12 protein-coding genes are annotated in these 15,647 nt (G+C 59.9%); all 12 read left to right on the top strand.

Annotation, left to right across the window (positions count from 1 at the left end; genetic code table 11):
- Nucleotides 1-204 precede the first annotated feature (204 nt).
- The 12 genes from sdhC (at nt 205) to QQK16_RS09785 (ending at nt 15,172) form a co-directional block, all read left to right on the top strand.
- Entirely contained in the window at nt 205-579 is a 375-nt protein-coding gene (gene sdhC / locus QQK16_RS09840) for a succinate dehydrogenase, cytochrome b556 subunit (RefSeq protein WP_284196284.1), read from the top strand.
- The gene (gene sdhD, locus QQK16_RS09835) at nt 573-920 is read left to right on the top strand and encodes a succinate dehydrogenase, hydrophobic membrane anchor protein (protein WP_284196283.1); all 348 of its coding nucleotides are present in this window, start codon (nt 573-575) and stop codon (nt 918-920) included. The genes sdhC and sdhD overlap by 7 nt, the downstream gene beginning before the upstream one ends.
- Complete coding sequence (gene sdhA / locus QQK16_RS09830; RefSeq protein WP_284196282.1) at nt 920-2,689, top strand: succinate dehydrogenase flavoprotein subunit; 1,770 nt, start codon at nt 920-922, stop codon at nt 2,687-2,689. Before sdhD ends, sdhA begins: the two co-directional genes overlap by 1 nt.
- Nucleotides 2,690-2,715: 26 nt before the next feature.
- Entirely contained in the window at nt 2,716-3,411 is a 696-nt protein-coding gene (locus QQK16_RS09825) for a succinate dehydrogenase iron-sulfur subunit (RefSeq protein ID WP_308447025.1), read from the top strand.
- Entirely contained in the window at nt 3,412-3,675 is a 264-nt protein-coding gene (locus QQK16_RS09820; RefSeq protein ID WP_284196280.1) for an FAD assembly factor SdhE, read from the top strand.
- Nucleotides 3,676-3,758: 83 nt separating this feature from the next.
- A complete protein-coding gene (gltA, locus tag QQK16_RS09815) occupies nt 3,759-5,051 on the top strand; it encodes a citrate synthase (protein ID WP_284196279.1) in 1,293 nt (430 codons plus the stop codon).
- A 123-nt stretch (nt 5,052-5,174) separates the two neighbouring features.
- On the top strand, nt 5,175-7,997 hold the full coding sequence (locus QQK16_RS09810; protein WP_284196278.1) for a 2-oxoglutarate dehydrogenase E1 component: 2,823 nt from the start codon (nt 5,175-5,177) through the stop codon (nt 7,995-7,997).
- Nucleotides 7,998-8,084: 87 nt separating this feature from the next.
- On the top strand, nt 8,085-9,311 hold the full coding sequence (odhB, locus tag QQK16_RS09805; RefSeq protein ID WP_284196277.1) for a 2-oxoglutarate dehydrogenase complex dihydrolipoyllysine-residue succinyltransferase: 1,227 nt from the start codon (nt 8,085-8,087) through the stop codon (nt 9,309-9,311).
- A gap of 125 nt (nt 9,312-9,436) precedes the next feature.
- The gene (gene lpdA / locus QQK16_RS09800) at nt 9,437-10,873 is read left to right on the top strand and encodes a dihydrolipoyl dehydrogenase (RefSeq protein WP_284196276.1); all 1,437 of its coding nucleotides are present in this window, start codon (nt 9,437-9,439) and stop codon (nt 10,871-10,873) included.
- A 96-nt stretch (nt 10,874-10,969) separates the two neighbouring features.
- Nucleotides 10,970-12,142 (top strand): ADP-forming succinate--CoA ligase subunit beta, encoded by a 1,173-nt coding sequence (gene sucC / locus QQK16_RS09795; protein ID WP_284196275.1) that lies wholly within the window; start codon nt 10,970-10,972, stop codon nt 12,140-12,142.
- Between the two features lie 27 nt (nt 12,143-12,169).
- Nucleotides 12,170-13,057: a succinate--CoA ligase subunit alpha gene (gene sucD / locus QQK16_RS09790; RefSeq protein ID WP_284196274.1), complete on the top strand. Its 888-nt coding sequence runs from the start codon at nt 12,170-12,172 to the stop codon at nt 13,055-13,057.
- Nucleotides 13,058-13,198: 141 nt separating this feature from the next.
- Complete coding sequence (locus tag QQK16_RS09785; protein ID WP_284196273.1) at nt 13,199-15,172, top strand: metallophosphoesterase; 1,974 nt, start codon at nt 13,199-13,201, stop codon at nt 15,170-15,172.
- Nucleotides 15,173-15,647 lie beyond the last annotated feature (475 nt).

Below are 15,647 nucleotides of genomic sequence, written 5' to 3'. Positions count from 1 at the left end.
ACACGGTAATGTAGTCGGGACGGTTTTATAAAGGCCAAGCTGGACGGTAATGGCAAATCCGTTTGCTACAATCGAAAGGCTTTGCCAAAGGCGTTGCTGCACTGGCCGGTTTTGCCGGTGCCGACACCGCCACCCGCGGGTACTGCCGCGGGGCAACGGTGCAGCGGCTTGCACTGTGACTCAAACAAAATAAGGAATCGCGTCATGGAGAAAAAACGGCCCAAGCATCTTGATCTCCCGAAGATCAGGCTGCCTATCCCGGGCATCATCTCGATCCTGCATCGTATCAGCGGTGTGGTCCTGTTCCTCGCCATCCCGGTGGTGCTCTGGCTACTGCATGGCTCGCTCTCCAGCGAGACGCAGTTCGATGCCTTCAAGTCCTTCATCGCCTACCCGGTGGTCAAGCTTGCCTTGATAGGTCTGCTGTGGGCCTATCTGCATCATGCCTGCGCCGGCATCCGTTTTCTCTTCCTGGACGTGCACAAGGGCCTGGAGCTCGAGACTGCGCGTAATACTGCCAAGGCTGTGCTGGTTGTCAGCCTGGCGCTTACCGCCATCATCGGAGGTGTCCTGTGGTAAATCGCCATGTCGTCGGCGCGCACTATGGTTTGCGCGACTGGTTGTTGCAACGCGTTACCGCCGTGGTGATGCTGGTTTACACAGTGGGCCTGCTGGCCTTTCTGATCCTGGCCGCGGGTGCCAGCTACGATAGCTGGAAAGCGTTGTTCGCCTGCACCTGGGTGCAGGTGCTGAGCACCGTCACCATCCTCGCCTTGCTGCTGCACGCCTGGGTTGGCGTGCGTGATATCTGGATGGACTATGTCCAGCCTCTGGGTCTGAGGCTGACCCTGCATGTGCTGACCATCCTGTATCTGATCGGTAGCTTTGTTTATGCAGTTAAAGTGGTGTGGGGTGTCTAATGGCGAACGTCGCTAAACGTCAATTCGATGCAGTGATCGTGGGTGCTGGCGGTGCCGGCATGCGCGCAGCATTGCAGCTTTCCGAAGCCGGCCTCAAGACGGCCGTGCTATCCAAGGTTTTCCCTACCCGCTCGCATACCGTGGCGGCGCAAGGGGGCATTTCCGCTTCGCTGGGCAACGTCCAGGAAGACAAGTGGGAATGGCATATGTACGACACGGTCAAGGGTTCCGATTGGCTGGGTGACCAAGATGCCATCGAATTCATGTGCAAGACTGCACCTGAGGCCGTGATCGAGCTGGAACACTTTGGCATGCCGTTTGACCGGGTGGAATCGGGCCGCATCTATCAGCGCCCCTTCGGCGGCCATACTGCCAACTTCGGCGAGAAGCCGGTGCAGCGTGCCTGTGCAGCTGCCGACCGTACCGGCCACGCGCTGCTGCATACCCTGTACCAGCGCAATGTGCGCGCTAATACCCAGTTCTTCGTCGAATGGATGGCGCTGGACCTGATTCGCGATGCCGATGGCGACGTGGTGGGCGTGACCGCGCTGGAGATGGAAACCGGTGAAGTCTATGTGCTGCATGCCAAGGCGGTGCTGTTTGCCACTGGCGGGGCAGGGCGTATCTATGCGGCCTCCACCAATGCCTTCATCAATACCGGCGATGGCCTGGGCATGTGTGCCCGTGCCGGCATCCCGCTGGAAGACATGGAGTTCTGGCAGTTCCACCCGACTGGCGTGGCCGGTGCGGGCGTGCTGATCACGGAGGGTGTGCGCGGCGAGGGCGGTATTCTGCTCAACGGCAATGGCGAGCGCTTCATGGAGCGCTATGCGCCAACGCTGAAGGATCTGGCGCCGCGCGACTTCGTGTCGCGCTGCATGGCGCTGGAAGTGCTGGAAGGACGTGGTGCCGGCAAGAACAAGGATCACGTGCTGCTCAAGCTGGATCACCTGGGCCCGGAGGTGATCAATCACCGCCTGCCGTCCATCCGCGAAATCGCCATCAAGTTCGCTGGTGTCGATCCCATCAAGGAACCGATCCCGGTCATTCCGACCACTCACTACCAGATGGGTGGTATCCCCACCAATTACCTCGGCGAGGTGATGGTGCCCAAGGGCGACAACCCAGAAGTGCGTGTCAATGGCTTCTATGCTGCGGGCGAGTGTGCCTGTGCATCGGTACACGGCGCCAACCGCCTGGGTACCAATTCGCTGCTGGATCTGGTTGTGTTCGGCAAATCGGCCGGCGACAGCATGATCGACTTCATCAAGCGCGAGCGTCCGGTGCACAAGCCGCTGCCGGAGAACGCCGCCGACTACAGCCTTTCGCGCATTGCCCGCCTGGAAAACCAGACCGGTGGCGAAGAGGTGAACGACGTGCGTAGCGCGATGCAGAAGACCATCCAGCTGCGTGCCGGTGTGTTCCGCAATAGCGAGAACATGGCCTTGGGCGTGAAGGAAATCGCCGAGGTGGCCGAGCGTGCCAAGCGCACCCAGATCAAGGACAAGTCCAAGGTCTGGAACACCGCCCGTATCGAAGCGCTGGAATTGGACAATCTGATCGAGGCCGCCGTGGCGACCATGATCGCCGCCGATGCCCGCAAGGAATCCCGTGGCGCTCACTCGCACGATGACTTCCAGAAGCGTGATGACGACAACTGGATGAAGCACTCGCTGTTCTTCAGCCATGACCGTCACCTCGATTACAAGCCGGTGCATACCAAGCCGCTGACTGTCGACTACATTCCGCCCAAAGAACGTACCTTCTAAGCGCGCGCCGGAGAACCAACATGAAGATGCAATTCAAGATCTACCGTTACAACCCGGACGTCGACGCCAAGCCTTATATGCAGGATTGCGAAGTCGAGCTGGAGCCTACCGACAAGAAGCTGCTGGATGCGCTGGTACGCCTGAAGGTGGTGGACGACACGCTGTCGTTCCGTCGCTCCTGCCGCGAGGGCGTATGTGGTTCGGATGCCATGAACATCAATGGCAAGAACGGCCTGGCCTGCGTGACCGATGTGGCTGGCCTCAAGCAGCCGGTTGAAATCCGTCCCTTGCCTGGCCTGCCGGTCATCCGCGATCTGATCGTGGATATGACCCAGTTCTTCAAGCAATACAATTCCATCAAGCCCTACGTGATCAACGACACGCCGCCGCCTTCGCATGAGAGGCTGCAGAGCCCCAAGGATCGTGAGGAGCTGGATGGTCTGTACGAGTGCATCCTGTGTGCCTGCTGCTCGACCTCCTGCCCATCGTTCTGGTGGAATCCGGACAAGTTCGTCGGCCCGGCTGGCCTGCTGGCTGCCTATCGCTTTATTGCCGATACCCGCGATACCGCCACCAATGAGCGGTTGGATAATCTGGAAGACCCGTACCGGCTGTTCCGTTGCCACTCCATCATGAACTGCGTGGATGTGTGCCCCAAGCACCTCAACCCCACCAAGGCCATAGGCAAGATCAAAGAGCTGATGGTGAAACGGATAGCCTAAGTGACCTATACCCAAGCGGACAAGAACCGACTCCGCTGGCGTTCCCGCCGGGGTCTGCTGGAACTTGATCTCGTGTTCGAACTCTTTCTCGAACACGATTTTGATCAGCTGACCCCAGCGGAGCTGGACGTCTACCAAGACTTGTTGATGCTGCCGGACATTGATCTGCTAGAACTGGTGGATGGCAAAACCGACACCACCGATGACCGCCTCGTTCCTATCCTGACGCGGTTGCGGCACTGGCAAGTCGCCAAGAAACAATAATAATGCGCTTAGTTCGAGGGCCGGGAAGGGCGTAATAAGCGGCCTTCTCTGCTTCACCCGACATTCAATCAGGAGCATTTTCCATGGCTGAAGCCTCCAAAGTAACGCTCTCTTACAACGACGGCCAAAACAGCGTCGAACTGCCCGTGCTCAAGGGCACTCTGGGCCCCGATGTGGTCGATATCCGCGCCTTCGGCAAGACCGGCATGTTTACCCATGACCCCGGCTTCCTGTCGACTTCCAGCTGCGAATCCAAGATCACCTTCATCGATGGTGACCTGGGCCAGCTCTACTACCGCGGCTACCCCATTGAACAGCTGGCAGAAAAGAGCGACTACCTGGAAGTCTGCTATCTGTTGCTGAACGGCGAACTGCCGACCAAGCAACAGAAGGAGCAGTTTGACTACACCGTCATGCGCCACAATATGCTGCATGACCAGATCCACAATTTCTTCCGTGGTTTCCGTCGCGATGCCCACCCCATGGCCGTGATGGTCGGTGTGGTCGGCGCCTTGTCGGCCTTCTACCATGACTCGCTGGACATCAATGATCCGCGCCACCGCGAAGTGGCGGCCTTCCGCCTGATCGCCAAGGTGCCGACCATTGCCGCCCAGGCTTATCGCTACAACAAGGGGCTGCCGCTGAGCTACCCCAAGGCGGGCCTGAGCTACGCCGAGAACTTCCTGTACATGATGTTCTCGACCCCGGTTGCCGAGTACACGGTTAACCCGATCACCGCTCGCGCGCTGGATCGCATCTTTACCCTGCATGCCGATCACGAGCAGAACGCTTCCACCTCGACGGTGCGTCTGTCGGGCTCGTCGGGTGCCAACCCGTTTGCCTGTATCGCTGCCGGTATCGCCTGCCTGTGGGGCCCGTCGCACGGCGGCGCCAACGAGGCCGTGCTGAAGATGCTGGATGAAATCGGTGATGTCTCCAAGGTTGCCGACTTCATGCAAGGCGTGAAGGACAAGCGCTACAAGCTGATGGGCTTTGGCCATCGCGTGTACAAGAACATGGATCCGCGTGCAGCCATCATGCGCGAGACCTGCCATGAAGTGCTGAACGAACTGGGCCTGCACGATGACCCCAAGTTCAAGCTGGCCATGGCGCTGGAAAAGATCGCCCTGGAAGACCCATACTTCATTGAGCGCAAGCTGTACCCGAACGTGGACTTCTACTCGGGCATCGTGCTGAGCGCCATTGGCATTCCGGTTTCCATGTTTACGCCGATCTTTGCCCTGGCACGTACCGTGGGCTGGATCTCGCACTGGAGCGAGATGATCGCTGATCCGACCATGAAGATCGGTCGTCCGCGTCAGCTCTATACCGGTGCACCGCGTCGCGATTACATCGATATCGAGAAGCGCGGCTAAGTACCGCAATACGCGCCCGGTTCCCTGGAATCGGGCGCGTATTTGCAGCTCTACCGAATTACCCAGTTTGTCGAAATCGTCTCGCCCAAGCGAAAAGCAAAAAACGCCATAGGCCACATCACCATGATGCAAGCATTCCAAGCCCAGTCCCACTTGTTCGGCGGCAATGCGCCGTTTATCGAGGACCTGTATGAGCAGTACCTCGCCGATCCACTCGCCGTGGAGCAGGAATGGCGGGACTATTTCGACAAACTGCAGCAACAGCCCGGCAATACCGATCGCGACATTCCGCGCGCCGCCATCGAAGAGTCATTCGTGCAGATGGCCAAGCAGCCACGCGTTGGTGGTATCTCCGCCGCCGCCCAGCAGGAGGCCATGAAGAAGCAGGTGGCCGTGCTCAAGCTGATCTCGGCCTACCGGGTCCTAGGCGTGCGTTATGCCTCGCTCGATCCGCTCAAGCGCCTGGACCAGCAGCCTTTGGTTGAGCTGGATCCGGCCACACATGGCTTGTCTGATGCCGACATGGCGCTGACCTTTGACTGTGGCAGCCTGATCGGCCCCGAGCGCGATACTCTGGCCAACATCCTGGCCCGCCTGAAGCAGACCTATTGCGGCAGCATCGGCCTGGAATACATGCACATCACCAACTCGACGGAGAAGCGCTGGATACAGGAGCGTTTTGAGTCGACGCGCTCCACCCCCAGCTTCAACCGCGACAAGAAGCTGCGCATCCTCAAGCAGATCACCGCTGCCGAAACGCTGGAACGTTATCTGCACACCAAGTACGTGGGCCAGAAGCGCTTCTCGCTGGAGGGCGGCGAAAGCATGATCGCTGCGCTGGATCACCTGGTGCAGACCTCGGGCGAGCATGGCGTGCAGGAGATGGTGATCGGCATGGCCCACCGTGGCCGCCTGAATGTACTGGTCAACACCCTGGGCAAGCAGCCACGCGACCTGTTCTCGGAGTTCGAGGGCAAGTACAGCTACGATCTGCCCTCGGGCGACGTGAAGTACCACATGGGCTTCAGTTCCGACATCCCCACACCAGGTGGTGCCGTGCACGTCTCCCTGGCCTTCAACCCTTCGCACCTGGAGATCGTCAATCCGGTCGTGGTGGGTTCGGCTCGTGCCCGTCAGCAGCGTCGTGGCGACCGCACCGGCGGTCAGGTGATGCCGGTGCTGCTGCATGGCGATTCGGCCTTTATCGGCCTGGGTACCAACCAGGGTACCTTCAACCTGTCGCAGACCCGTGGCTACGGTGTGGGCGGCACGGTACATATCGTCATCAACAACCAGATCGGTTTCACCACCAGCGACACGCGTGATACGCGCTCCTCGCTGTACTGTACCGATATTGCCAAGATGATCGAAGCACCGATCTTCCACGTCAATTCCGACGATCCTGAGGCTGTCTGCTTCGTGGTGCAGGCTGCACTGGATTTCCGCCGGCAGTTCCGCCGCGACGTGGTGATCGATCTGGTTTGCTTCCGCAAGCTGGGCCACAACGAGGGCGATGACCCAATGTTGACCCAGCCCATGATGTACAAGAAGATCGCCAAGCACCCTGGCACCCGCAAGATGTACGCCGACCGCCTGGTGACCGAGGGCCTGTTGAGTGCAGATGAAGCTGATGGCTTGATCAAAGCCTATCGTGCCGCTCTGGACAAGGGTGAGCATGTGGAGCAGACCACGCTGACCGATTTCAAGCGCAGCTTTGCCATTGATTTTGGCGCGTTCAAGGGTACCCATTGGGCGCACCCGACCGATACCACCCTCAGCGCTGCCGAGATCGGCCGTCTGGCCGACAAGGCGACCAAGATCCCCGAGGGCTTCAAGCTGCACCCGACCGTGGACAAGGTGCTGGCTGCACGTCGTGACATGGCTGCCGGCAAGCAGAACATGGACTGGGGCATGTCTGAAATCCTGGCCTATGGCTCGCTGCTGGAAAAGGGCTACGGTGTACGTATTTCGGGCGAGGATTCGGGCCGGGGTACATTCAGCCATCGCCATGCTGTGCTGCACGATCAGAACCGTGAGAAGTGGGATGACGGCGCCCATGTGCCCTTGCGCAACCTGAGCGAGAACCAGGGGCACTTCCTGGTGATCGACTCCATTCTGAACGAAGAGGCCGTGCTGGCTTTTGAATATGGCTACAGCTCCTCGGCACCGGATGAATTGGTGATCTGGGAAGCGCAGTTCGGCGACTTCGCCAACGGCGCGCAGGTGGTGATTGACCAGTTCATCACCTCGGGCGAGACCAAGTGGGGCCGGTATTGCGGCCTGACCATGATGCTGCCGCACGGTTACGATGGCCAGGGCCCGGAGCATAGCTCGGCTCGCCTGGAGCGCTACCTGCAGATGTGTGCCGAGCACAATGTGCAGATCGTCATGCCTTCGGAAGCCAGCCAGATGTTCCATGTGCTGCGTCGTCAGCAGCTGCGCCCGTACCGCAAGCCGCTGATCATCTTCATGTCCAAGCGTCTGTTGCGCTACAAGGACTCGATGAGCCCGCTGGAGGCCTATACCAATGGCAGCTTCCGCCCGGTGATTGCCGATCCGGACAGCCCGGACGCCAAAAAGGTGAAGCGCGTGGTGGTGTGTTCCGGCCAGGTTTATTACGACCTCGCCAATGCCCGCAAGGAGCGCGAACAGAAGGATGTTGCCATCGTTCGCGTCGAGCAGCTCTATCCCTTCCCCACGGATGAACTCAAGGCCGAGCTGGGTAAGTACAGTGCTGCCAAGGAAATCATGTGGGTGCAGGAAGAGCCGAAGAACCAGGGCGCATGGCACCAGATCAGGCATCGGCTGGAAGCCTGTATGTCGGCCAAGCAAGCCTTGCTGTACGCTGGCCGTCCGTCGTCTGCCTCGCCAGCGGTGGGCTATATGAGCAAGCACACTGCGCAGCTCAAGGCCTTCCTGGACGAAGCCATGACGGTAAGCAAGTAAACCGATCTGTACGGGCGGCCACCAGGGTGGCCGCCCATTGAATTATCAACATCCCAAGCCAGGCTATTCCCAACGGAGCCGAAAAACATGCTGATCGAAGTCAAAGTCCCCCAACTGCCCGAGTCCGTCTCCGAAGCCACCCTGGTTTCCTGGAAGAAGAAGGTCGGCGATTACGTCGAGCGCGACGAAAACCTGATAGACCTCGAGACCGATAAGGTCGTGCTGGAACTGCCGGCACCGCAAGCCGGTGTGATCGTCAGCCTGGTGAAGGGCGATGGCGCCACCGTGGTGAGCCAGGAACTGATCGCCACCATCGATACCGAAGCCAAGGCCGGTGCTGCTGCGCCTGCAGCCACGGCAGCGGCGCCAGCCGCACCCGAAGCCAGCCGCGTTGCTGCAGCCGCTGCTGCAGCGGGTGTGCCCGAAAACGCCATCGGCTTTGGTACCGCCGTGATGCCGGCTGCCAAGAAGGCAGCTGCCGATGCCGGTATCGATGCCAGCAAGATCGCCGGTTCGGGCCGTGATGGCCGCGTGCTGAAGGAAGATGTGGTAGCAGCTGCCGCCAAGCCGGCTGCCAAGGCCGCCGCCCCAGCCGTTGCCGTACCGGCAGGCGACCGCTCCGAGCAGCGTGTACCGATGAGCCGCCTGCGCCAGCGCGTGGCCGAGCGCCTGGTCGAATCGCAATCGACTGCTGCCATCCTCACCACCTTCAATGAAGTGAACATGAAGCCGGTGATGGACCTGCGCAACCGCTACAAGGACCGTTTCGAGAAGGAGCACGGCATCAAGCTGGGCTTCATGGGTTTCTTCGTGAAGGCTGCCGTGCATGCGCTGAAGAAGTACCCCATCGTGAACGCCTCGGTCGATGGTAGCGATATCGTCTACCACGGCTATTACGACATCGGTGTGGCCGTGGGTAGCCCGCGTGGTCTGGTGGTGCCGGTGATACGCAATGCCGATCAGCTGAGCCTGGCCCAGATCGAGAAGCAGATCGCCGACTTTGGCAAGCGGGCGCAGGAAGGCAAGCTGACTATGGAAGAGCTGAGCGGCGGTACGTACACCATCTCCAATGGCGGCACCTTTGGTTCCATGATGTCCACCCCCATCATCAACCCACCACAATCGGCCATCCTGGGCATGCATGCCACCAAGGAGCGTGCCGTGGTGGAAGAGGGCGTCGTGGTGGTTCGCCCCATGATGTATCTGGCCCAGTCCTACGATCACCGCATCATCGACGGCCGCGAAGCCGTGTTGAGCCTGGTGGCGATCAAGGAAGCCATCGAAGACCCAGCCCGCCTGCTGCTGGATATCTGATGCGCCAGGGCGGGGCGCAAGCGCGGGACACCGTCCTGTCTTGCCCCTCGCGGTAATGCAACACAGCGCCGGGCATGGTGCATATCCCATGCCCGGTGCCCAACACCTCACATAGGTTCTGAACCATGTCCCAACAATTCGACGTTGTCGTTATCGGTGGTGGCCCTGGCGGCTATGTGGCCGCCATTCGTGCCGCCCAACTGGGCTTCAAGACTGCATGTATCGATGCCACCAGCAGCGCTGATGGCAAGCCCAGCCTGGGCGGCACCTGCCTGAACGTAGGTTGCATCCCTTCCAAGGCTCTGCTGCAATCGTCCGAGAACTACCATCACGCTGTCCACAGCTTTGCCGATCACGGCATCAGCACTGGCGCGGTCAAGATGGACGTGACCCAGATGCTCAAGCGCAAGGAAGAAATCATCGCCAAGAACACCGGCGGTATTGCCTTCCTGTTCCGCAAGAACAAGGTCACCTCTTTCCATGGTACCGGCAGCTTCAAGGGTAGGAACGGCGACAAGTACATGCTGGAAGCCAAGCTGGCCGACGGCAAGCTGGAGGCGATCGAGGCGACCCATGTGATCGTGGCAACAGGCTCCAGCGTGCGCCAGCTGCCCGGCGTGACCATAGACAACAAGCTGGTGCTCGATAATGAAGGCGCGCTGGCTATCCCGGCCGTGCCTAAGCGTCTTGGCGTGATTGGCGCCGGCGTGATCGGCCTGGAAATGGGTTCGGTATGGAAGCGCCTGGGCGCTGATGTGACCGTGCTGGAAGCCATGCCCACCTTCCTGGGCGCGGCTGACGAGCAGGTAGCACGCGAGGCGCTGAAGTTCCTGACCAAGGAAACTGGCCTGGTCATCAATACCGGTGTCAAGATCGGCGAGATCAAGGTCAGCAAGAAGGACGTGACGGTGAACTACACCGACGCGGCCGGTGCTGAGCACAAGGCAGTGTACGACAAGCTGATCGTTTCCATCGGTCGGGTGCCCAACACTGCAGGCCTGAATGCCGATACCGTTGGCCTCAAGCTTAACGAGCGTGGCCAGGTTGAAGTGAACGACGACTGCCAGACCAGCCTGCCCAATGTCTGGGCTATTGGCGATGTAGTACGCGGCCCCATGCTGGCGCACAAGGCGTCGGAAGAAGGCGTGGCCGTGGCCGAGCGCATTGCCGGCCAACATCCGCACGTCGATTTTGGCACCGTGCCCTGGGTGATCTACACCAGCCCCGAAATTGCCTGGGTAGGCAAGACCGAGCAGCAGCTCAAGGCTGAAGGCGTGGAATACAAGAAGGGCCAGTTCCTGTTCTCGGCCAACGGCCGTGCGCTGGCGCTGGGCGAGGCCAAGGGCTTCGTGAAGATGCTGGCCGACAAGAAGACTGATCGTATCCTGGGCGTGCACATCGTTGGCCCTTACGCTTCCGAGTTGATTTCGGAAGCCGTGGTGGCCATGGAATTCTCGGCCAGTTCGGAAGATATCGCCCGTATCGTCCACGCCCATCCGTCGCTGTCCGAGGCCTTGCATGAGGCTGCTCTGGGCTGCGATGGCCGGACGCTGCATAGCTGATTACGTGTGAGGGGTGGGGAGCAAGGCGTGAGTTGTTGCACGCTGCGCTTTTCTCCTCACGCCTCACTCCTCACACCTTAGACAAAGGAAGTTGCAATGAACCTCCACGAATACCAAGCGAAAGACCTGCTGGCCAAATACGGCCTGCCGGTACAAAAGGGCATCCTGGCCACCACGCCGGAAGAAACCGCCAACGCCTTCCGTTCCATGGCTGGCAAGTTTGCTGTTGTGAAGGCCCAGGTACACGCTGGCGGCCGCGGCAAGGCCGGTGGCGTGAAGGTGGTCAAGAGCGCCGACGAAGCTGCCGATGTGGCCAAGTCGCTGCTGGGTAAGCGCCTGGTGACCTACCAGACGGACGCCAAGGGCCAGCCTGTCAACAGCCTGCTGGTGTGTGAAGACATGTACCCCGTACAGCGCGAGCTGTACCTGGGCGCCGTGGTGGACCGCTCCACCCGTAGCATCGTGTTCATGGCCTCGACCGAAGGTGGCGTGGAGATCGAAGAAGTCGCCCACAACACCCCCGAGAAGATCATCAAGACCGTGGTTGACCCGCTGGTTGGCCTGCAGCCTTACCAGGCTCGCGAAACCGGTTTTGCCCTGGGTCTCGACGATACCCAGATCAAGCAGTTCACTGGCTTGATGATGGGTGCCTACAAGGCATTCGTTGAAAACGATTTCGCCCTGTTCGAAATCAATCCGCTGGCCATCCGTGGCAATGGCGAGCTGTGCTGTGTGGATGCCAAGATCGGCATCGACAGCAATGCCGCCTTCCGCCTGCCATCCATCGTGGCACTGCGTGACAAGTCGCAAGAGAATGACCGTGAACTGAAGGCTTCCGAGTTCGATCTGAACTATGTGGCGCTGGAAGGCAATATCGGCTGTATGGTCAACGGCGCTGGCCTGGCCATGGCGACCATGGACATCATCAAGCTCAAGGGCGGTCAGCCAGCCAACTTCCTGGACGTGGGCGGCGGCGCCACCAAGGAGCGCGTGATCGAAGCCTTCAAGCTGATCCTGGCCGATGAGTCGGTCAAGGGCGTGCTGATCAACATCTTCGGTGGCATCGTCCGTTGCGACATGATTGCCGAGGCCATTATCGCTGCCGTGAAGGAAGTGAACGTGACCGTGCCGGTCGTGGTTCGCCTCGAAGGCAACAATGCGGAGCTGGGCGCCAAGATTCTGGATGAATCCGGCCTCAAGCTGACTTCGGCCCAAGGCCTGAATGATGCTGCCGAGAAGATCGTGGCTGCCGTCAAGGCCGTTGCCTAATCACCCGCACGAACAAAGGAAAAAACCATGAGCGTTTTGGTTAACAAAGATACAAAAGTGCTGGTGCAGGGCTTTACCGGCAAGAACGGTACCTTCCACGCCGAGCAGGCGCTGAAGGTAGGCACCAAGGTTGTTGGCGGTGTGACCCCGGGCAAGGGCGGCAGCAGCCACCTGGGCCTGCCGGTGTTCAACACCATGCGCGATGCCGCCCGTGAGACCCAGGCAGATGCCTCGGTGATCTACGTGCCGGCACCGTTTGCCAAGGATTCCATCTTGGAAGCCATCGACGCTGGTGTAAAGCTGGTGGTTTGCATCACCGAAGGCGTGCCGACGATAGACATGCTGTACGTCAAGCGTGCCGTGGATGAAGCCGGTATTCGTCTGATCGGCCCGAATTGCCCCGGTGTCATCACCCCGGGTGAGTGCAAGATCGGCATCATGCCTTGGCACATCCACAACCCTGGCCGTATCGGTATCGTGTCGCGCTCCGGCACCCTGACCTACGAAGCCGTGGCACAAACCACCGCCCTGGGCCTGGGCCAGTCCACCTGTATCGGCATTGGTGGCGACCCCATCCCCGGCACCAGCCATATCGATGCACTGAAGCTGTTCCAAGACGATCCGGACACCGACGCCATCATCATGATCGGTGAAATCGGTGGTTCGGCTGAAGAGGAGGCCGCTGAGTTTGCCAAGGCCTATGTGACCAAGCCAGTCGTGGGCTACATTGCCGGTGTGACTGCCCCCAAGGGCAAGCGCATGGGCCATGCTGGCGCCATCATCTCCGGCGGCAAGGGTACGGCAGAAGAGAAGTTCGCTGCCTTCGAGAAGGCCGGTATTGCCTACACCCGTAGCCCGGCCGAGATCGGCAAGACCATGTTCGAGCTGCTGAAGAGCAAGGGTATGATCAAGTAAGCCTGATCAAGCCACGGTAGACAGACGCCACCTTAGGGTGGCGTTTTGTTTTTGGTGTAGTGCTTTCTTGTATCGTTGAGTTTGCGTTGCGGCCTGCCGTGCGCTAACAAACAGCAGACTTAGAACAATGGGGGAAGACACATGGGTGACTACAACTATGGCCTTGGCGCACCGCCACATCGCCGCTGGCCAGTGGCCTGGTATAACCCAGCCGTGTTGTTACGCTCAGCCCGCGAAATGGTGTCCACGGCCGACCAGAACCGCAATCTGGATCGGCGCGAGCTATACAGTGGCGACTTCGCTGCCTTTGACGCCACAAGTCTGGCTGAGGACGATGCATTCTGGTGGGATTTCGTCTCCGATACCGGCGATGGCGGCAATGCTACCTACACGGTGGCCAAGGCGGTGCTGGCTCCTGAGATGCCGCTGCCAGGCGCTGATGCATTGCGCTTGCCGGCTGGCAGGCTGCTGGTTTTGGGGGGCGATATGGCCTACCCCGGCGCTGGCACTGAGGAGTACCAGTACCGCTTCAATGAGATGTGGGAGGCGGCGAGGCCTGCGCAGGACGAGGCGCGACGGACTGTGCTGGCGATCCCGCAGAACCATGACTGGTTCGACAATATCTCCAGCTTTCAGCGGCATTTCGTGGACGATCATGACGATGGCTTCCTCAACGCCCATACGCCACAGTCGCGCAGCTACTTTGTGGCACGGCTACCTCACGGCTGGTGGTTATTTGGCCTGGATTTCGCCTTGCTGGGCGATCTGGATCGCGAGCAGTACGAGGTGCTGCGGGACCTGGTGCGTACCCAGGTACAGCCAGGGCAGAACGTGATACTGCTGTACCCGGAACCGTATTGGACCCGCCCACTGGGCGATGCCGCCCGACCGGGCTATGCCAAGCGCTACCAGCGGCTGGAGGCGCTGCTGCTGGCACAGGGGGCACGCGTACGTATGCGCCTGGCAGGAGATCTGCATCACTATGTCAGGGAAACCGCCGCGCGAGGCGAGGGTGGCCTGGACTTTGATGATGCGCTGATTACCTGTGGTAGCGGCGGCGCCTTTCTGCACCCCACGCACGCACGCAAGACCTCGCAGGCCAAGCGCATGTGCCTGGAGGTGGACGAGCAGGCCATGACCGACGACCTGCGTCAGCGCGTCAGGGTGGGGACGGTAGACACGCCCGATACAGCGGAACTGCGCGGCTATCAGGCACAGTGCAGCTACCCCGATCCAGCCCAGAGTCGTTGCCTGTCCTGGCGCAACTGGCGGGCCTTGTTTCAGTCTGCCGGTGGCCTGCACTGGTCAGAATTGCTGGAGAGCCCGGCTGCGCTGTGGCAGAACATCGTGCAGGGCAATATGTTGTTTCCCTTGCTGCTGGGCGTGCTGTATTGGGCTGCGGTCTATTGCAACGCCTTTGTTTTCTCCCATTCCTTCCATGCCGACGGTTTCCTGCCACCTGCGGCGTTTGCCAGGCTGGACTATGGATCGTTTCTGGCATTGTGGGTGAAGGCGCTGTTCTTCAGCCCGCTGGCCTTTGCCGTGCATGCCTTGCTGCTGGTGCTTTGCTGCGCCATTGCCAGAGAGGACGGGCCCAGGGTGGGGGTGTTGACCGGTGTGCCCCACGCCCTGTTGCATATGTTCTGGGCGGCCAGCCTGTACTGGCTGCTGAGCCGCTATGGGCAATTCCACCTTCTGGCCAGCAGCGTGGCTGCGCCGCGCTATCCCTGGGCAGATGTGGCCAGTATGGGTGCCGCCTTGTGCCACTATTTGCTGCCTGTCCTGGCGGGCTTGCTCAAGGGCGCCATGCTGATCGTGCTGGGCGCTGCCATAGGCGGGCTGACCTTTGGCTGCTACTTTGCCCTGATGGCACGCTGTGGCTATCTGGGCAACAATGCCTTTTCACCCCTGGCCTGGCAGGGTTACAAGGGTTTCCTGCGTTTCTGTATCGATGCCCAAGGCAATCTGCATGGCTATATGTTGGGCACGGACCAAGTACCGCAACGCTGGCAAGCTAACCCGGATGCTGCGGCAAAGCGACCCATCTGGGTAGAGGCGGCGGGGCAGAAGGCACCGGAGTGGCGCGTGTGTGACCAGTTCACGCTGCGTCGCTAGAGTTGGGCAAGTGTCTGAATCAAAGTGAGATTTGTGGTGCTTGCATGCTATTTTCCTGCTTGCTGGTGTTGGATTGGTTTGTTTATGCCATACCATTTTGATTAAGTGGTGTTGGCCATATCTGCCGTTCGTCGGCTGCCATAAAATTAGGCAGTCTTTCCATATCAGCAAATAAGATATTTCTGTAGCTTGCCGCCTTTGCTAGGGAAAACCCGCATAGATGGGCTTTGCTAGTGTCGGCGGATGACTGGAGGACGCATACGCCCCTGGGGTACTGGATATCCATCCTGTCGTGATGCGACGGTGGCGCTCCCGATAACCTTGCTTTCCCGATCACGCAGCGCTGCCCGTGAAAATATCGCCTTATACGCCCTGAGTGTGGGCGCCGATATTTGTCATCCGCGTCTTGCTTGGCCTGGAGGTTGAGGCTGTTGGAGGGTTCCGGCAAGGAGGAATTCAGCGCAATGCAGAACAA

This window comes from Chitinimonas prasina (assembly GCF_030160395.1).
Taxonomy (GTDB): domain Bacteria; phylum Pseudomonadota; class Gammaproteobacteria; order Burkholderiales; family Chitinimonadaceae; genus Chitinimonas; species Chitinimonas prasina.
The sequence above is the reverse complement of the archived record's forward strand: the minus strand, read 5'-3'. Positions and strand labels throughout refer to the sequence as shown.